Raw genomic sequence first — 17,531 nt, 5'->3', positions numbered from 1 at the left:
CGCTACAGTCGCATCAATCGACATGGCTGCTCTCACTCTTGATCCCCACGCTGCCTGCGCAGCATCCGCTTCCCCCCTTGCTGCCGCGCCCCGTGCAAACGCTGCGCCTGCTATGTCTACCGCTACTGTTGTTTCTGCTGCGCCCTCTGCTGCTGCGCCCACTGTCCCCCACCCCAAAACCATCAAAAGCTTCGTCAAGCGCGGCGGGCGCACCACCACGGCGCAAGCCAAGGCGCTGGCCGACTGGGGGCCGCGCTGGCTGCTGCCGTTTGCGCGCCAGCCGCTGGACGCGCAGGCCGCCTTTGGCCGCCGTGCGCCGCTGGTGCTCGAGATCGGTTTTGGCATGGGCGAGGCCACGGCGCACATCGCCGCCCTGCGCCCGCAACACGATTTTCTCTGCTGCGAGGTGCACGAGCCCGGCGTGGGCGCGCTGCTCAAGCGCTGCGCCGAGCGCGGCCTGGACAATGTGCGCATCGTGCGCCACGACGCGGTCGAGGTGCTCGAACACATGCTCGCGCCCGCTGCGCTGGCCGGGGCGCACATCTTCTTCCCCGACCCCTGGCACAAGCTGCGCCACCACAAGCGGCGCCTGATCCAGCCGCCGCTGGTGGCCTTGCTGGCGCAGCGCTTGCAGCCGGGTGGCTACCTGCACTGCGCCACCGACTGGCAGCCCTACGCCGAGCAGATGCTGGCCGTGCTCAGCGCCGAGCCGCTGCTGCGCAACCGCGCTGCCGACGGCGGCTTTGCCGCGCGCCCGGACTACCGCCCCCTGACCAAGTTCGAACAGCGCGGCCTGCGCCTAGGGCACGGCGTGTGGGACTTGGTGTTCGAGCGGCGCCAAGGCCACCCCCATGCCACCCACAGCACGCACGCTGCTTCGGCTGGGTAGCTGCCCAAACCGCACCCAGCTCAGCCCCAACACGCCATGAGCCTCCCCAGCGTGCCGCCCCACCCCAGCCCGCGCGCCGACGCTGCCCTGCCAGACTGGGTGCAGCCGCATTGGCTCGATGGCCTGGGCGCGCTGGCCGAGCAGGCCATAGGCCTGTCGGAACCGAACCCGCGCGTGGCTTGCCGCATCATCTGCCGCGACGGGCGCAGCTTCAGCGGCCACACCCAGCACGCGGGCGGCGCCCACGCCGAAGTCATGGCCCTGCACGCGGCCCGCGCTGCGGGTGCGCCGCTGCAAGGTGCCAGCGCCATCGTCACGCTCGAGCCCTGCAGCCACCACGGGCGCACGCCGCCGTGTTGCGACGCGCTCATCGCCGCCGGGCTGGCGCGCGTGCTGGTGGCGCTGCGCGACCCGAACCCGCTGGTGGCCGGGCGCGGCATCGAGCGCCTGCGCGCCGCTGGCGTACAGGTGGATGTGCTGCCCGAGTCGCACCCGCTGGCGCAGGAGGCGCGTGCGCTCAACCTGGGCTTTCTCAGCCGCATGGAACGCGGCCGGCCCTGGGTGCGGCTCAAAGTGGCGGCGTCGCTCGACGGCATCACGGCCCTGCCCAACGGTGCCAGCCAATGGATCACCAGCCCCGAGGCCCGCGCCGACGGCCACGCCTGGCGCAAGCGCGCCGGTGCCGTGCTCAGCGGCAGCGGCACGCTGCGCGCCGACGACCCGCGCCTGGACGTGCGCCTGGTGCCCACCGCGCAGCAGCCACTGCGCGTGCTGCTCGACAGCCATTTGCGCACGCCGCTGCAGGCGCGCGTGTTGCAGCCGCCGGGCCGGGTGCTGATCTACCACCAAAACCTGGACGCGCCCTGGGCCACCCACGCCGCCGCCGCCAACGAACGGCTTGCCTTCCAGCAACGCCACGCCGCCTTGCAAGCCCAGGGCGCAAGCCTGATCGCCGCGCCCAGCGCAGCCGCTGCAGCCACCGGCGCGCACCCGCCTGCGCCATGGCCCGGCCCCGACGGCCTGCCCCCATCCGGCGAGCTGGACTTGAGCTGGGTGCTGCACGACCTGGCGCAACAGCAGCAGGTGAACGAACTGCACCTGGAGGCGGGCGCGCGCCTGAACGGCGCTTTTTTGCGCGCGCAACTGGTGGACGAAGTGCTGCTCTACCTCGCGCCGCTGCTGCTGGGCCAGGGCCAGGGGCTGGCCGCCTTCGGCCCCTTGCGCGCGCTCGAGCAAGGCGTGGCGCTGCAGTTCATCGAAACCCTGCCCCTGGGGCGCGACCTGCGCCTGCGTGCCCGCGTCAGCCCGGCTGCGGGTGGTGCGTTCTAAGTCTGCCGTTCCAAGTCTGCCGCCCGCTCGCGCCGCGCCGCACCCCTTGACCCCGGTTTGCATCCGCTTCCTGCCCCATGGCGCACCGCCCCAAGAACCCCCACTTGCCGCTGCGCGACGGCCTCGCGCCCAGTTGCCTGGCACTGCCCCGCCTGCGCCAGCCGCCCTGGGCCAGCCTGCTCGACTGCCTCAGCCAGCGCCTGCCGCGCATCAGCCGCGCCCAGTGGCTGGAGCGCCTGCAAGCGGGCCAGGTGTGCGGCGAAGACGGGCAGGCGCTGCCCGCCGACGCGCCCTACCTGGGCGGGGAGCGCATTTACTACTGGCGCGAATTGCCGCAGGCCGAAGCGCCGATCCCGTTTCAGGCCCAGGTGCTGCACCAGTGCGAACACCTGGTGGTGGCCGACAAGCCGCACTTCCTGCCCGTCACCCCGGGCGGCGGCTACGTGCGCGAAACCCTGCTGGTGCGGCTCAAGCAGGCACTCGGGCTGCCGAATTTGAGCCCACTGCACCGGCTGGACCGCGAAACCGCCGGGCTGGTCTTGTTCAGCGTGCAGCCGCAGCAGCGCGACGCCTACCAGCGCCTGTTCCGCGAGCGCCGCGTGCACAAAAGCTACGAAGCCATTGCCGCCACGGCACCGCACCTGAACTTTCCGCTCACGCGCCGCAGCCATGTGCGCGAATGCGAACAAGCGTTCTACAAAATGCGCGAAGCGCGGCCCGACGAAGCATTGAGCGCCAACAGCGAAACCGAAATCCACCTGCTCGAAACCCGCGGCCCCTGGGCGCGTTACCGCCTGCACCCGGTCACGGGCAAGCGGCACCAGTTGCGCGTCCACATGCTCGCACTCGGCCTGCCGATAGTGGGCGACCAGTTCTACCCCTACACCCTGCGCAGCGCCGGCCAAGCCGAAGACTACCGCACGCCGCTGCGCCTGCTGGCGCACGCCATCGCTTTCGACGACCCCATCAGCGGCGCACCACGGCGTTTTGAAAGCACACGCCAACTGGCTTGGCCGGATTGATCAGAAGTCGAAGTGCGCCACCTCTGGCGGCCCAACTTGCACGACGAGGCGGACCATTTCATGGTTGAAATCGCTGTGGCCGCCTGCCCCCAACCAGCCAAGCCTAAACCGCCACCCCCAGCCGCTGCGCCACCCAGGCGGGGACGCTGGCCAGCGCTTGCGGCAGCGCGGCCGGGTTGCTGCCGCCGGCCATGGCGAGGTCGGGTTTGCCGCCGCCTTTGCCGCCCACCTGCTGCGCCACGAAGTTCACCAGTTCACCGGCCTTGAGGCGCGCCATGCAGTCGGGCGTGACGCCAGCGGCCAGCTGCACCTTGCCGCCCTCGACTGCGGCGAGCACGATCGCGGCGCTGCCCAGTCGCGCCTTGAGCCGGTCCAGCGTCTCGCGCAGCGCCTTGGCGTCGGCCCCTTGCAGGCTGGCCGCCAGCACCTTGACCGCGCCCACCTGCACGGCCTGCGCCAGCAGCTCGTCGCCCTGCGCAGCCGCCAGCTTGCCCTTGAGCACGGCCAGCTCTTTTTCCAGCGCCCGCACCTGCTCGAGCACGGTGTGCAGGCGCGGCAGCAGCTCGGCCACCGGGGCCTTGAGCGCCTCGGCCGCCGCGCCCGCTTGGGCCTCGAGCTGTTGCAGATAGGCCAGCGCGTGCGCGCCGGTCACGGCCTCGATGCGCCGCACCCCGGCCGCCACCCCGCCCTCCGAGACGATCTTGAACAGGCCAATCTCGCCCGTGGCGCGCACATGCGTGCCGCCGCACAGTTCGCGGCTGCTGCCGATGTCGAGCACGCGTACGGTGTCGCCGTATTTTTCGCCAAACAGCATCAGCGCGCCCGACTGCTGGGCGCGCTCGAGGTCCATCAGCCGCGCCTCGGTGGGCTGATTGGCCAAAATCTGCGCGTTCACCTGCGCCTCGATGGCCACGCATTCGGCCGGCGTGAGCGGCGCGTGGTGGGCAAAGTCGAAGCGCGTGCGCTCGGGCGTGACCAGCGAGCCCTTTTGCTGCACGTGCGCGCCCAGCACCTCGCGCAGCGCGCGGTGCAGCAGATGGGTGGCGCTGTGGTGGCGCGCGATCGCGGCGCGTCTGGCCTCATCGACCTCGGCCAGCACGTGATCGCCCACGGCCAGCGTGCCCGCTTCCAGTTGCCCGTGGTGGCCGTACACATCGGCCTTGATCTTTTGCGTATCGGCCACGGCAAAATGGGCCGAACCGCTGTGCAGGCGGCCGCTGTCGCCCACCTGACCGCCCGATTCGGCATAAAACGGCGTGGCCTCGAGCACCACCACCCCGGCCTGCCCGTGCTTGAGCTCGGCCACCGGCACCCCGTCGCGGTACAGCGCCAGCACCTTGGCGCTGGCCTGCAAGGCGCCGTAGCCGACGAACTCGTTGCCGCCGCCCGCGTAGTCGAGCCCGCGCTCCATTTTGAACTTGCCGGCCGCACGCGCCTGGGTTTTCTGGCGCTCCATGGCGGCGTGAAAGCCGGCTTCGTCCACCCGCAAGCCGCGCTCGCGGCAGACGTCGCACGTGAGGTCGAGCGGAAAGCCGTAGGTGTCGTGCAGCTTGAAAGCGACTTCGCCCGACAGCGCCGCCTGCCCCGAGGCCGCCAGCTCGGTGTACGCGCGCTCCAGCATCTCCATGCCGTTTTCCAGCGTTTCGTAAAAGCGCTCCTCCTCGATCTGCAGCAGCCCGGCGATGCGCGCCGCACTGGCCGCCAGATGCGGATAAGCGGCCCCCATCTGCGCCACCAGTTCGTCCACCAGCCGGTGCAGAAACGGCCGCTTGCAATCGAGCTTGTAGCCATGGCGGATGGCGCGCCGGATGATGCGCCGCAGCACGTAGCCGCGGCCTTCGTTGGCCGGCAACACGCCGTCGGCGATCAGGAAGGCGCTGGCGCGCAGGTGGTCGGCGATCACGCGCAGCGAGGGGCTGCTGGCGTCGGCGCAGCCGGTGACGCGCGCCGCCGCGCCGATCAGGGACTGAAACAAATCGATCTGATAGTTGCTGTGCACGTGTTGCAACACCGCCGCCAGCCGCTCCAGCCCCATGCCGGTGTCGACGCAGGGCGCGGGCAGCGGCTTGAGGCTGCCGTCGGCCTGCATGTCGAACTGCATGAACACGTGGTTCCAGATTTCGATGTAGCGGTCGCCGTCGGCCTCCGGGCTGCCGGGCGGGCCGCCGGCCACCTCGGGGCCGTGGTCGTAAAAGATCTCGGAGCACGGGCCGCAGGGGCCGGTGTCGGCCATCATCCAGAAGTTGTCCGACTGGTACTTGCCGCCCTTGTTGTCGCCGATGCGCACCACGCGCTCGGGCGGCAGGCCGATTTCTTGCGTCCAGATCTCGTAGGCTTCGTCGTCGTCGATGTACACCGTGGCCCAGAGCCGATCGGGCGGCAGGCGGTAGACCTCGGTCAGCAGCTCCCAGCCCCAGCGCAGCGACTCGCGCTTGAAGTAGTCGCCAAAGCTCCAGTTGCCCAGCATCTCGAAAAAGGTGTGGTGGCGCGCGGTGTAGCCGACGTTTTCCAGGTCGTTGTGCTTGCCACCGGCGCGCAGGCAAGCCTGCACCGAGGCCGCGCGCACGTAGGGGCGGCGGTCGGTGCCCAAAAACACGTCCTTGAACTGCACCATGCCGCTGTTGGTGAACATCAGCGTCGGGTCGTTGCCCGGCACCAGCGGGCTCGAGGGCACGACGCTGTGGCCGCGCTGGGCAAAGAAGTCGAGGAAGGTCTGGCGTATCTCGGCCACGCTGGCCACGGGCAGGTTGAGGGTGCTGGAGGACATGGTCGGGCTCGGTTAAACCCAGATTTTATTCGCCCGGCCCAATCCTCTGCGCTATGCTTGCCCCATGCGCATCAACCTGATCTACGCCCGCGCCGCCAATGGCGTCATCGGCCTGCACAACCGCCTGCCCTGGCACCTGCCCGAAGACCTGGCGCACTTCAAGCGCCACACCTTGGGCTGCCCGGTGCTCATGGGCCGCGCCACCTGGGATGGCCTGCCGCCGCGCTTTCGCCCCCTGCCCGGGCGGCTCAATCTGGTGCTGACGCGCGACCCGCTGCGCGCCGCCGCCTTGCGCGCCCAAGGCGCCCAGCCCTGCACCAGCCTGGAGGACGCGCTGGCCCACTGCGCCGCCCTCGAGCCCGCGCCGCCCGAGCTGTGGGTGATCGGCGGCGCCCAAGTCTATGCCCAGGCCCTGCCCCTGGCGCAGCGCGTGCTGGCCACCGAGATCGACGCCGACTTCGAAGGCGACGCCCACGCCCCGCCACTGGGGCCGCAGTGGCGCGAATGCGCGCGCACGCCGCACACCAGCGCCAGCGGGCTGCGCTTTGCGTTTGTCACCTACTGCAAGAGCCAGAAGCCGCTTCCGTGCTAAAGTGGCGCGTGCGTTTCAGGCCATTCAGCCGTCGGTGCCGCTTGGGGCAGGTGCGCCGGCGGCAAATCCCGACTGCCCAGGCACCCTTCAGTCGCCAACCCCCTCCTCATGCGCCTAAGCCCTGAGCACGTTGCCGCCATCAAGCACACCGCGCACGCCGTGCTGGGTGAGGGCGCGCGGGTCATCCTCTTTGGCTCGCGCGTGGACGACGCCCAAAAAGGGGGCGACATCGATCTGTTGTTTGAAACCGACCAGCGGGTCAACAACCGCGCTGCCACCGTCGGGGCCATCTATGTGGCGCTGATTCGCCAATTGGGCGAGCGCAAAATCGACATCCTGCTCAAAGACAGCGTCACCCCCCCAGCCCCGGTGCTGGAAAGGGCGCGACGCAGCGGCATTCTGTTATGAGCCTCAAATACCTGCCCGAACAGGCGCAACCGGCGCTGCTGGCGCTCGATTTGGCGCACAAAGAGGCTGCGCACCTGCGCTACAGCCAAAGCACGCTGTTTGCGCTGCCCATCGACTTGGCTTGGGTGCAAAGCTTGGGCGAGCGGCCCGAGTTGGCCGAAAAAGTCGAGGCTTTTGCCAGCCGTTTTGGCCGACTGCAAGACCACTTGGGCGAAAAATTGTTGCCCCGCATGGTGGCCTTGGTCGGCGAAAGGAGCAAGACCTTGCTCGATACGCTGGACAGCGCCGAAAGGCTGGAACTGCTGCCCAATGCCGACGCCTTCATTGCCGCGCGCAGACTGCGCAACGCCTTGGTACATGAATACATGCACGATGCCCAAACTTTTCTGGACAACCTATGGGCCGCAGAGCAAGCCTGCAGCATGTTGTTTGAAGTGATTGCAAAAGCACAAGCCGAAATGGAGCGCCTGGGGCTGGCAGCAAGCGCACATGGCCCTGCACAACCACCCCCGGCATGCTGACAAACGCCCCGACCGCACGCAGCGCGGCCCGGGTTTGCGGGTTTACCTAGGGCTTGCTCTTGCTCGGCGCTTGCAGATAGCGCGCATCCGACCACGTGGCCAGCCACTGCGGCGCGAAGGCCACAAACACCGCCACCAGCATGCCGGTGATGAAGGCGTCGCCCCAGGCCATGAGCCAGCGCGCGACCACGGCCTGCACCAGGTCGTGCGAGCCGGTCATGGCGTGCGCGAGCTCGAACAGCACCCCGGCCACGAACACCGCCAGCGCCGTGCCCAGAAAGCCACGCCCCAAGGTGTAGATGAAGATGTGCGGCGGCAGCCAGTGACGGATGGCGGCGCCGATGAAAAACGCCAGCGTCGCCGGCACCAGCCCCATCCAGAACCATTGCGACAGCGCACTGGCCACCCCGGCATCGCCCAGCAGCCAGACCAGCAGCGCCACCAGCGCCAGCACCGGCACCGCCAGCGGCCAGCCCAGCATCAGCAGCACCAGGCAGGCGCCAGAAAACTGCACCGGCAGGCCCACCGGCAGGTACTGTGGCACCAGCCACAACGGCGGCAGCAAGACCAAGGTGCCGAGCACGGGCGAGATCAGCGCCCCGCCGCTGAGCAGCCGCCAAGGCCGCATGGCCAGCGCCAGCGCCAAGGCCAGCGCGCCCAGCAGCGCCTCGGCCCACAACAGTGCGCCCCAGCCGCCGCTTGCCACCGTTGCCGCCAGATCGGAATCCAAAGCCGCTCCTGTGGTGGTGCCGCCTAGCCGCGCGCCCCCGGAAACTTGGGCAACCCCATGCCGCCCAGCCCGCCGCCGCCCATGCCGCCAAACTGCTTCATCATCTTCATCAGGCCGCCGCCTTTCATTTTTTTCATCATGCCCTGCATCTGCTCGAACTCCTTGAGCAAGCGGTTCACCTCTTGCACCTGCACCCCGGCCCCGGCGGCGATGCGGCGCTTGCGCGTGGCCTTGATGAGTTCGGGCTTGCGCCGTTCTGCCACCGTCATGCTGCAGATGATGCCTTCCTTGCGCCGCACCTCCTTGTCGGCCCGGTCCATGTCGGCGACACCGGCTTTGGCCGATAGCTGACTGGGCAGCTTGTCGATCAGGCTCGCCAGGCCGCCCATTTTTTTCATCTGCCGGATCTGCTCCAGAAAGTCTTCGAGCGTGAAGCCGGCGCCGCTCTTGACCTTGGCGGCAAAGGCCTGCGCCTGCGCCACATCGACCCCGGCCGTGACCTGTTCGACCAGCGCCACGATGTCGCCCATGCCCAGAATGCGGCCGGCGTGGCGCTCGGCATCGAAGGCCTCGAGGCCGTCGAGCTTTTCGCTCACGCCGGCAAACTTGATCGGCACCCCAGTCACGGCGCGCACCGACAGCGCCGCGCCGCCGCGGGAGTCGCCATCGAGCTTGGTGAGCACGATGCCGGTGAGCGGCAGCGCGTCCTTGAAGGCGCGCGCAGTGTTGACGGCGTCCTGGCCCTGCATGGCATCGACCACGAACAGGGTTTCGACCGGTTTGAGCGCGGCGTGCAGGGCCTGGATTTCGGCCATCAGGACGGCGTCGATGGCCAGCCGGCCGGCGGTGTCGACCAGCAGCACGTCGAAATGGTGCTTGCGCGCGTAGTCGAGCGCGGCGTGGGCGATATCGAGCGGCTGTTGCTCGGGCGTGCTCGGGAACCACTCGGCGCCGGCCTGTGCCGTCACGGTCTTGAGCTGCTCGATGGCGGCGGGGCGATAGACGTCGCCCGAGACCGTGAGCACTTTCTTTTTGCGCCGCTCGATCAGGTGCCGCGCCAGCTTGGCGGTGCTGGTGGTCTTGCCCGCGCCCTGCAAGCCGGCCATGAGCACCACCGCCGGGGGTTGCGCCGCCAGATTGAGCTCGCCGGCGGCATCGGCGCCCATGGTGGCCGCGAGCTCTTTGTGGATGATGCCCACCAGCGCCTGCCCCGGCGTGAGCGAACCCACCACCTCGGCGCCCAGCGCTTTGGCCTTGACGCGGGCGATGAAGTCGCGCACCACCGGCAGGGCCACGTCGGCCTCGAGCAGCGCCAGCCGCACCTCGCGCAGCATGTCGGCGACGTTGTCTTCGGTGATGCGCGCTTGGCCGCGCAGTTCTTTGACCAAGCGTGAGAGTTTTTCGGTAAGGGCTGAGGCCATGCGGACAATCGTGGGCTGGGTTTAAACTCCAAGCATGATACTCGCCACAAGCCCTTGGTGGAGCACTGCGCCGGCGGTGGGTGCGGCGCTGGGCTACCTCGTGCTGGCTTGGGGCTCGCGCCACCTTGGGCGCGGCCCCACCAGCGGCCTGATGCTGGCGGTGTGGCTGCTGCATGGGCTGGCGCTGCTGGCGGCGCTGGCCGTGACACCGGCGCGCTTTGGCTTTGCCACCACGTTGTCGGTCACCGCCTGGCTGGTGCTCACGGTGTACGCGCTCGAAACCCGGCTCTACCCGCAACTGGCCACGCGCTGGACCTTGGCCGGTTTGGGCGCCCCGGCGGTGTTGCTGGCGCTGCTGTTTCCGGGCCAGACTTATCCGGCGCTGCTCTCGGGCTGGCTGCCGCTGCACTGGGCCTTTGGCGTGGCCTCTTACGGTTTGCTGGGCGTGGCGGTGGCGCACGCCTGGATGATGCAGCGCAGCGAGCAGCAGATGCGCAGCGGCCAGCCCTCCAACCCGGCGCTGCCGCTGCTGATGCTCGAACGCCTCACCTTTCGCTTCGTCGGCGCCGCCTTCGCGCTGCTCACCCTCACTTTGCTGGCCGGGGTCTATTTCTCGTGGCTGCTGTACGCCAGCGGCTGGGCCTGGACGCACAAGACCGTTTTCACTTTGCTTTCGTGGGGGGTGCTGGGGGTGCTGCTGCTGGGGCGCTGGCGCTACGGCTGGCGGGGCTGGCGCGCGGCGCGCATGCTGTACCTGGCGGCGGGCCTGCTGCTGCTGGGCTATGTGGGTTCGCGCTTCGTACTCGAAGTGCTGTTGCAGCGGCTGCCGGCATGAAGTACGCCTTGGTCGCGCTGGTGCTGGTGCTGGCGTTTTTCATCTGGCGCCACAAGCGGCGCCAGCGCCTGCGCGAGCGCGAGCCACACCAGGCGACGCAGGCGCAGGCGCAAGCGGCGGCACGCAAAGCGCAGGAGCAGGCTCTGGCCGCACCGGTGCAGATGGTGCAGTGCCGCCACTGCGGCCTGCACCTGCCGCTGAGCGATGCCACCCCTGGGGCGCTGGGGCACTACTGTGACCACGAACACCGCCAGCGCGCCGAAGGCTGAAGCCAGCGCGGCAGCAGACGCAGCGGGCTTTGCCCCGACCTGGTTGGTGCCGGCCCCTGCGCCGCCTGCGCCCAGCGCGCCATACTTCGAGAACACGACCGAGTCGAGCGCCCGGCTGTGGCGCTACTTCATGGCGGCGCGGCTGCTGGTGGCCCTCGGTTTGCTGGCCTGGCTGGCTTGGGCCCAAGCCCAGGGCCAAGTGCCGCTGTGGCTGCTGCTGTTGTGTGCGGCCTACCTGGTTTCGACCGCTGCCGCGCTGCGCTGGAGCCGCCCGGCGCAGGCCGACTCATTCTGGGCCCCGGTCTGGCTGCTGACCCTGTGGGTCGATCTGGCTTTTTTTGGCCTGCTGCAATGGACACACGGTGGCAGCGTGAACTACATGCCGCTGTTCGTGCTGCCGGTGCTGCTGGCGGCGGTGCTCGGGCCGCTGCGGCTGGCCCTGGGCAGCGCGGCCTTTGCCACCCTGGTGCTGCTGTTCGATGCCGTGGCCGGAGAGCTGCTGCGCCCGCAGCACGCCGCCACCTATGCCCAGGGCGCCATCAGCGGCGCGGGCTTGTTCCTGGTGGCGCTGCTGGTGCACCAACTGGCGCAGCGCCTGGGGCGCGAGCAGGCGCAAGCCAGCAGCCACCGCGCCATGGCCGACGCGCAGACCCAGGTGAACCAGATCATCGCCACCGGCCTGAGCGAGGGCGTGCTGGTGATCGACGCACGCGGCCAGATCTGGCACGCCAACCCCGCCGCCTGCGCCATGCTCGGCGCCGCCGAGGCGCAGCCCCCCTACGCCGCCTTGAGCACGCTGCCGGCCTGGCCCTTGCTGGCGAGCTGGACCCGGGCCGTGCTGTCGCAAGGCAGCCACACGAGCTGCACCATGCGCCTGCCCAGGCCGGGCGCAGAGCCCTTGCAGGTGCAACTGCGCGCCCACCTCAACAGGCCGGCCCCACACAGCCCGGCGCAGCCCACCTGCGTCATTTTCATGGAAAGCCTGCGCGACATCGAAGCGCGCATCCGCACCGAAAAACTGGCCGCCATGGGCCGCGTGTCGGCGGCGGTGGCGCACGAAATCCGCAACCCGCTGGCCGCCATCAGCCAGGCCAACACGCTGCTGGCCGAAGAAGCGCTGACCGCAGCCCAACAGCGCCTGAGCACCATGATCGGGCACAACGCCAAACGCCTGAGCCGCACCGTGGACGACATTCTGGAGCTGGCCCGGCAACCGCTGCGCCCCGACGGCAGCAGCCCGAGCCTGAGCCTGGACCCAAGCGTCGCCGCCCTGCTGGCCGATTGGCTGGCGCTCAACCCGCAAGCCCAGCTCGAATGGCGGCCCGGCGCGCCCCAGGCCACGGTTGCCTTCGAGGCCGAGCACCTGCGCCGCGTGCTGGTGAACCTGCTCGACAACGCGCTGCGCCACGCCGCCGACAGCCCGCAGCCGCTGCAACTCGCCACCCGGCACGGCAGCGAGGGCGTGCAGCTCGAGGTCTGGAACCCCGGCCTCCCGATGCCGGCCGATGTCGAAGCGCACCTGTTCGAGCCCTTCAACTCCTCAAACAGCCGCTCCAGCGGGCTTGGGCTGTACCTGGCGCGCCAGTTGTGCCAGCGCCACGGGGCCCAGCTCGACTACTGGCGCGCCGACCGCGCCGAAGCCGCCGGCCATGCCTTTGTGCTGCGCTTTGCCGCCCCTACCAGCGCCGGCGGGCACTGAAAAAGCGTATGCTGTGCCTCTTTGCCGATAGGGAGACTGCGCCATGCCTAGCTTGAAGCCGAGCACGCCCTTCGAGAGCAGAATCACGGTGATTTTTGCCGGCGTGGTGCTGGTGCTGGTGCTGCTGGTGCTGGCCTACACCGCCTCGCAGCTCACGCGCGACTCCGACCGGCTGGAGCAGCGCATCGCGCACACCCACGAAGTGCTCGATGCGCTGTCCTCGGTCAAAATGCTCACGCTGCACATCGATGTCGAGCGCCAGAACTTTCTCATCACCGGTGACAAGGCTCTGCTGACCACCCTCGACGCGCACTGGGTGCAACGCGACCAGGTGATGCAAAGGCTGCGCGAACTGACGCAAGGCAATGCCGCGCAGCAAGAGCTTTGGCATCAGGTGCGCGAACTGCTCGACGAACGGCGCGCCCTGTCGGAGCGCGTCTTCGAACTGCGCCTGAGCGCGGGTGAGCTGGCGGCGCGCCTCTACAGCGACAGCGCACCGATGCGCCAGACCCGGGCGCGCCTGACGGAATTGCTGGATGCGATGGAGGCCCAAGAGCAGCGCCAACTGGCGGCGTATCAGACCCGGCATGACCGCGCCCAAGTGGTCAACACCAATGCCTACGCCCTGCTCGCGCTGCTGGTCGCCGCCGTGCTGCTGACCGCCTTCTGGTTCATTCGGCGCCAACTGCGCGCCAACGAAGCCGGCCGGCGCGCGCTGGTGGCCAGCGAGCACACGCTGGCACAGCGCGTACACGAGCGCACGGCGCAACTGCAGCAGGAGCAGCGGCGGCAGCAGGCCGAAATCCGCGTGCTCGACGCCATCAGCAGCCACCAGCCTCTGAGCGCGGTGCTCGAGAGCATTGCGCGCGAAGTCGAGGGGCTGATGCCCGAGGCGCTGTGCTCGATCCTGCTGCTCGACGCCGACGGCAAGCACCTGCGCCATGGTGCCGCACCCAGCCTGCCAGACGAGTACGTGCGCGCCGTCGATGGCCTGGCCATCGGCGCGCAAGCGGGCTCGTGCGGCACCGCGATGCACCGCAAGCAGCAGGTGATCGTCAGCGACATCGCCACCGACCCGCTGTGGGCCGATTACGCTGCCCTAGCCCTGCCGCTGGGGCTGCGGGCCTGCTGGTCCACCCCGGTGCGCAGCGGCAGCGCCCAGGTTCTGGGGGCGTTCGCCGTCTATTACCGCAGCCCGGGCACGCCGACCGCGTCCGAGCTCGAGTGCCTGGACGACTGGGCACGCCTGACTGGGCTGGCGATCGAGCGCCGGCGCGACACCGACGCCCTCGCGGCCTTGAACCAGAGCCTGGAGCAGCGCGTGACCGAGCGCACAGCCGAACTGGAACTGGCGCGCCTGGAGGCGCAGCGCCTGTCGCAAGTCAAGGACATTTTCCTGGCGACCATGAGCCACGAGATCCGCACCCCGCTCAATGCCCTGCTCGGCATGCTGGAGCTGCTCGGACTGCGCGCGCACGACCACGAGGCCCAGCGCATGCTGGGCGTGGCGCTGCAATCGGGCCAAGCGCTGCTGCACCTGATCGACGACATTCTGGACTTCTCCAAGATCGAGGCCGGTAAGCTCGAGATCCACCCCGAGCCGACCGCGATCAGCGAACTGATCGAGCTCAGCGCCGACAGCTTTCGCAACCTGGCCGCCAGCAAAGGCGTGCAACTGGTGCACTGGGTGGACCCCCAGCTCAGCCCCTTGCTGCTGGCCGACCGCCTGCGGCTGCGCCAAATCCTGAACAACCTGCTCTCCAACGCCGTCAAGTTCACCCACACCGGGCAAGTCACGCTCATGGCGCAGCGCGTGCAGCGCCAGGGTGCCAGCGAACGCGTGCGCCTGTCGGTGGCCGACACCGGTATTGGCATCGAACCCGAAGCCCAGGCCACGCTGTTCCAGCCCTTTGCTCAGGGCGACACGCAAACCACGCGGCGCTATGGCGGCAGCGGCTTGGGGCTGGCGATTTGCCGCCGCCTGGCCGAGCTGATGCACGCCGAGCTCGAGCTCCAGAGCACGCCGGGCGTGGGCACGACCCTGAGCCTGACGCTGGACTTGCCCGTCCTGAGCGCCGCGCAGATGCAAGCCAGCCCGCCTGCTGCTTGGCAGCCCAGGGGCGGCAGCCCGTCTGCCCCCGACGCCTTCACGCCCGCCGAACGGGCGCGGGAGCGCGCTGCCGGGCGCCTGGTGCTGCTGGTTGACGACCACCCAAGCAACCTCGACCTGCTGAGCACGCAACTGCAGACGCTGGGCTACGCCTCGGACCAGGCCAGCAATGGCCATGAGGCCTTGCGCCGGTGGGAGTGCGAGCGTTACGGCCTGTTGATCACCGACTGCCACATGCCCGACATGGACGGCTACCAGTTGATGCGCGAGATCCGCCGCCGTGAAGCGGCCACCGACCGCGCGCGTCTGCCGATACTGGCCTGGACCGCCAACGCCCTGTCGGACGCCCGCGCCGACTGCGTCGCCGCCGGTGCCGACGACATCCTGGTCAAACCGAGCAACCTGCTGTTGCTGCAACAAAAGCTCGAGCAGTTGCTGCCGCAAACCGGACCGCAAACCGGACCGCAAACCGAGCCGCAAACCGACAGCGCCACAGCGCCTGCGGATTGGGCCGCAGACGCTGACGCCGCTCTTGCAGCATCCACAGCAGCCGCTGGACCAGCCGCCAGCCCAGCCTCCAGCCCAGCCTCCAGCCCAGCGCCAGCACCAGCACCAGCGCTGAGGCACGGGGCGCTGCGCGAATTGTCGGGCGGCGATCTGGCGCTGGAGCGCACGCTGTTGCTGCGCTTTCGGGCCGCGCACCAGGCCGACGCCGAAGCCCTCTGGCGGGCGGCCGCAGACCGCGACGCCGCCGCGCTGGCGCATCTGGCGCACCGCATCCTGGGTGCGGCGCTGATGATCGGCGCCGACCGCTTGGGCAGCGCCAGCCTGGCGCTGGGGCGCGCCGCCCTGGAGCAGGACTGGAGCGCCATCGACACCGCGCTGGCGGCGTGGAAAGCGGCGGCGGCCGAACTCGAACCCGAGCTGCCGCGCTAGCCCAGGGTGCAAAATGGTGCCTACAGCAGCCAGCGAGAAGCCAGCATGAACCCATCCGAGATCGAGCGCCTGCACTTCCTGATCGTCGAGGACGAGCCAACGCAGCGCGCGGGTCTGGTGGCGCTGCTGACGCGCATCGGGGCGCGCCACATCGCGCAAGCCGAACATGGACGGGCCGCGCTCGAGATGCTGCAGGCCCAGTCGCCACCGACCGACATCCTGCTGTGCGACATCGACCTGCCGGATATGGACGGCATGGCCCTGCTGCGGCACATGGTCGACTTGCCCAGCCTGCCGTCGATCATTCTGGTCAGCAAGCTCGACGCCGCCATGCGCGACTCGGTTTTTGCCATGGCCCAGGCCTACCACTTGCCGATTCTGGGCGACATGGCCAAACCGCCCTCGCGCAGCAAACTACTCGGCTTGCTGGCGCACTACCAGGCCTCTGCGCTGCACAAGTCGCGCCCAGCCGGTGCGGCGACCCCCACGGTCGAGCGGGACGAAATCGCCGCGGGCCTGAAAAAGGGCGAGTTCGTGCCCTACTTTCAACCCAAGGTCGAAATGGACAGCGGCCGCGTCGTCGGCGCCGAGGCGCTGGTGCGCTGGAACCACCCCCAGCGTGGCCTGCTGGCACCGGGTGCGTTTCTGGAGGCGGTCGAAAGCCACGGCCTGATGGATCACCTGACGTGGATCGTGTTGGCCCAGTCGGCCGCCCTAGGCAACACCTGGCACCAGCGCGGCCTGGATCTGACGCTCTCGGTCAACCTCTCGCTCAGGTCGCTGGGCCGGGTCGAACTGGCCGAGCGCATCGTTGAAGTCGTGTCCAAACACGGCTTTCCGCCCGGCAGCATGATCCTGGAAGTGACCGAATCGGCGGCCATGCAAGCCCTCGGGCCCAGCCTGGAAAACCTGACGCGGCTGCGCCTGCGCGGCTTTGGGCTGTCGATCGACGACTACGGCACCGGTTACTCGGCGCTGCAGCAACTGACCCGGGTGCCGTTTACCGAACTCAAGATCGACCAATCTTTTGTCAGAACGGCGCTCCAGCACGAAACCACGCGCATCGTGGTCGAGTCCAGCCTCGATATCGCGCGCAAGCTCAAGCTCAAGTGCACCGCCGAAGGCATTGAAACCCCCGCGCAGTGGGAAATGCTCAGGGCCATGGGCTGCAACATCGCCCAAGGCTTTCTGATCGCCAAACCCATGCCGGCCGAGGCCGTGCCGGATTGGGTGGCGCACTGGCACCCCGGCAGCCTCAAGCGGCGCACGGCCAGCGCGCCAGAGCTGGACATTCTGCTGGTCGAAGACGAAGACTTCCAGCGCGCCACCTATGCCGAACTGCTGAGCCAGTTGCGGCTCGGGCGCGTCGAGACCGCGGCCAGCGTCGAACAGGCCCTGCATTGCCTCGAGTACGTCCGCTATGGGCTGGTGATCACCGACGTCGATCTGGGCCAGTCCAGCGGACTGGAGCTGGTGCGCCTGATCCGTTCGCGCCAAACCCCGGCTGGGCCGCAGACGCGCATCGTGCTGCTGTCGTCGCACGCCGAGCAAGACCTGGTGCTGCAGTCGATTGCGCTCGACATCAATGGCTACCTCGCCAAGCCAGCCAGCGCCTTTGCCTTGCAAGAAGCCATCGAACAAGCGCTGACCGAAGCCTTCATTGCCCAGCCTGCCGTCCACTATCTGGGCCTGAGCGCCGCCGAACCCCCTGCCGACTCGCCCCTGTCGGCCTCGATCCTGCGCGACACCCCAGCCCGCAGCGCAACGTCCGAGCAGCCAAGCAGCCGCGTCTTGGCGCTGGAGGGCCTGGAAGCCGGCATGGTGCTGGCCGCGCCGATTTTGAGCCTAGAACACAAGCTCATCCTGCGCAGTGGCCATGTGCTCACTGAGTCGATCATCAACCGCTTGCGCGACATGCGCCACCTGCTGCTCAAACCGCTGGTCGAGGTGTATGCGGCCGCGCCGCCGCAAGCCCCCAGCGTCTGATGCTCCCTTCAGCCCCC

Annotated in this window: 14 protein-coding genes; 11 read left to right on the top strand and 3 right to left on the bottom strand. The window is 69.1% G+C overall.

Features of this window, described 5'->3' with window-relative positions; translation table 11 throughout:
- The first annotated feature begins 112 nt into the window (after positions 1-112).
- The 3 genes from trmB to AAAZ40_RS05055 all read left to right on the top strand — a co-directional run bounded on the left by trmB (position 113) and on the right by AAAZ40_RS05055 (position 3,240).
- Positions 113-889 (top strand): tRNA (guanosine(46)-N7)-methyltransferase TrmB, encoded by a 777-nt coding sequence (gene trmB / locus AAAZ40_RS05065; RefSeq protein WP_476661693.1) that lies wholly within the window; start codon positions 113-115, stop codon positions 887-889.
- A 36-nt stretch (positions 890-925) separates the two neighbouring features.
- Positions 926-2,218, top strand: a complete 1,293-nt coding sequence (gene ribD / locus AAAZ40_RS05060) for a bifunctional diaminohydroxyphosphoribosylaminopyrimidine deaminase/5-amino-6-(5-phosphoribosylamino)uracil reductase RibD (RefSeq protein WP_476661471.1) — start codon at positions 926-928, stop codon at positions 2,216-2,218.
- Positions 2,219-2,295: 77 nt separating this feature from the next.
- On the top strand, positions 2,296-3,240 hold the full coding sequence (locus tag AAAZ40_RS05055) for a pseudouridine synthase (protein ID WP_476661470.1): 945 nt from the start codon (positions 2,296-2,298) through the stop codon (positions 3,238-3,240).
- A 103-nt stretch (positions 3,241-3,343) separates the two neighbouring features.
- On the opposite strand, the gene alaS is transcribed toward AAAZ40_RS05055, so the two are convergent.
- Positions 3,344-6,007 (bottom strand): alanine--tRNA ligase, encoded by a 2,664-nt coding sequence (alaS, locus tag AAAZ40_RS05050; RefSeq protein WP_476661469.1) that lies wholly within the window; start codon positions 6,005-6,007, stop codon positions 3,344-3,346.
- 64 nt (positions 6,008-6,071) lie between these two features.
- Here alaS and AAAZ40_RS05045 point away from each other — a divergent pair, with 64 nt between their 5' ends.
- The 3 genes from AAAZ40_RS05045 to AAAZ40_RS05035 all read left to right on the top strand — a co-directional run bounded on the left by AAAZ40_RS05045 (position 6,072) and on the right by AAAZ40_RS05035 (position 7,528).
- Positions 6,072-6,599, top strand: coding sequence for a dihydrofolate reductase (locus AAAZ40_RS05045; protein ID WP_476661468.1), 528 nt, complete (start codon positions 6,072-6,074; stop codon positions 6,597-6,599).
- A gap of 108 nt (positions 6,600-6,707) precedes the next feature.
- Positions 6,708-7,007, top strand: a complete 300-nt coding sequence (locus tag AAAZ40_RS05040) for a nucleotidyltransferase domain-containing protein (protein ID WP_476661467.1) — start codon at positions 6,708-6,710, stop codon at positions 7,005-7,007.
- A complete protein-coding gene (locus AAAZ40_RS05035; protein ID WP_476661466.1) occupies positions 7,004-7,528 on the top strand; it encodes a hypothetical protein in 525 nt (174 codons plus the stop codon). The genes AAAZ40_RS05040 and AAAZ40_RS05035 overlap by 4 nt, the downstream gene beginning before the upstream one ends.
- A gap of 46 nt (positions 7,529-7,574) precedes the next feature.
- Here the strand turns inward: AAAZ40_RS05035 and AAAZ40_RS05030 are convergent, their stop codons facing one another.
- Entirely contained in the window at positions 7,575-8,207 is a 633-nt protein-coding gene (locus AAAZ40_RS05030) for a hypothetical protein (protein ID WP_476661692.1), read from the bottom strand.
- Between the two features lie 74 nt (positions 8,208-8,281).
- The gene (gene ffh, locus AAAZ40_RS05025) at positions 8,282-9,679 is read right to left on the bottom strand and encodes a signal recognition particle protein (RefSeq protein WP_476661465.1); all 1,398 of its coding nucleotides are present in this window, start codon (positions 9,677-9,679) and stop codon (positions 8,282-8,284) included.
- A 34-nt stretch (positions 9,680-9,713) separates the two neighbouring features.
- Here ffh and AAAZ40_RS05020 point away from each other — a divergent pair, with 34 nt between their 5' ends.
- From AAAZ40_RS05020 to AAAZ40_RS05000, 5 genes are read left to right on the top strand one after another with little or no spacing between them, the layout of a single operon-like run.
- Positions 9,714-10,514: a cytochrome C assembly family protein gene (locus AAAZ40_RS05020; RefSeq protein WP_476661464.1), complete on the top strand. Its 801-nt coding sequence runs from the start codon at positions 9,714-9,716 to the stop codon at positions 10,512-10,514.
- Positions 10,511-10,783 (top strand): PP0621 family protein, encoded by a 273-nt coding sequence (locus AAAZ40_RS05015; RefSeq protein WP_476661463.1) that lies wholly within the window; start codon positions 10,511-10,513, stop codon positions 10,781-10,783. The genes AAAZ40_RS05020 and AAAZ40_RS05015 overlap by 4 nt, the downstream gene beginning before the upstream one ends.
- The gene (locus AAAZ40_RS05010) at positions 10,749-12,482 is read left to right on the top strand and encodes a sensor histidine kinase (protein ID WP_476661462.1); all 1,734 of its coding nucleotides are present in this window, start codon (positions 10,749-10,751) and stop codon (positions 12,480-12,482) included. Before AAAZ40_RS05015 ends, AAAZ40_RS05010 begins: the two co-directional genes overlap by 35 nt.
- 43 nt (positions 12,483-12,525) lie before the next feature.
- Positions 12,526-15,528, top strand: a complete 3,003-nt coding sequence (locus AAAZ40_RS05005) for an ATP-binding protein (RefSeq protein WP_476661461.1) — start codon at positions 12,526-12,528, stop codon at positions 15,526-15,528.
- 45 nt (positions 15,529-15,573) lie between these two features.
- Positions 15,574-17,514 (top strand): EAL domain-containing protein, encoded by a 1,941-nt coding sequence (locus AAAZ40_RS05000; RefSeq protein ID WP_476661460.1) that lies wholly within the window; start codon positions 15,574-15,576, stop codon positions 17,512-17,514.
- Positions 17,515-17,531: the final 17 nt, after the last annotated feature.

This window comes from Serpentinimonas sp. SMBJO2 (assembly GCF_056341105.1).
This window is presented reverse-complemented; position numbering and strand designations above follow the sequence as displayed.

Bases quoted from the DNA above. Each gene is read 5' to 3' on its own strand.
- ffh (WP_476661465.1), bottom strand. From the start codon at position 9,679: ATGGCCTCAGCCCTTACCGAAAAACTCTCACGCTTGGTCAAAGAACTG.
- AAAZ40_RS05055 (WP_476661470.1), top strand. From the start codon at position 2,296: ATGGCGCACCGCCCCAAGAACCCCCACTTGCCGCTGCGCGACGGCCTC.
- AAAZ40_RS05000 (WP_476661460.1), top strand. From the start codon at position 15,574: ATGAACCCATCCGAGATCGAGCGCCTGCACTTCCTGATCGTCGAGGAC.
- AAAZ40_RS05005 (WP_476661461.1), top strand. From the start codon at position 12,526: ATGCCTAGCTTGAAGCCGAGCACGCCCTTCGAGAGCAGAATCACGGTG.
- AAAZ40_RS05015 (WP_476661463.1), top strand. From the start codon at position 10,511: ATGAAGTACGCCTTGGTCGCGCTGGTGCTGGTGCTGGCGTTTTTCATC.
- AAAZ40_RS05040 (WP_476661467.1), top strand. From the start codon at position 6,708: ATGCGCCTAAGCCCTGAGCACGTTGCCGCCATCAAGCACACCGCGCAC.
- AAAZ40_RS05045 (WP_476661468.1), top strand. From the start codon at position 6,072: ATGCGCATCAACCTGATCTACGCCCGCGCCGCCAATGGCGTCATCGGC.
- AAAZ40_RS05035 (WP_476661466.1), top strand. From the start codon at position 7,004: ATGAGCCTCAAATACCTGCCCGAACAGGCGCAACCGGCGCTGCTGGCG.
- trmB (WP_476661693.1), top strand. From the start codon at position 113: ATGTCTACCGCTACTGTTGTTTCTGCTGCGCCCTCTGCTGCTGCGCCC.
- ribD (WP_476661471.1), top strand. From the start codon at position 926: ATGAGCCTCCCCAGCGTGCCGCCCCACCCCAGCCCGCGCGCCGACGCT.
- AAAZ40_RS05020 (WP_476661464.1), top strand. From the start codon at position 9,714: ATGATACTCGCCACAAGCCCTTGGTGGAGCACTGCGCCGGCGGTGGGT.
- alaS (WP_476661469.1), bottom strand. From the start codon at position 6,007: ATGTCCTCCAGCACCCTCAACCTGCCCGTGGCCAGCGTGGCCGAGATA.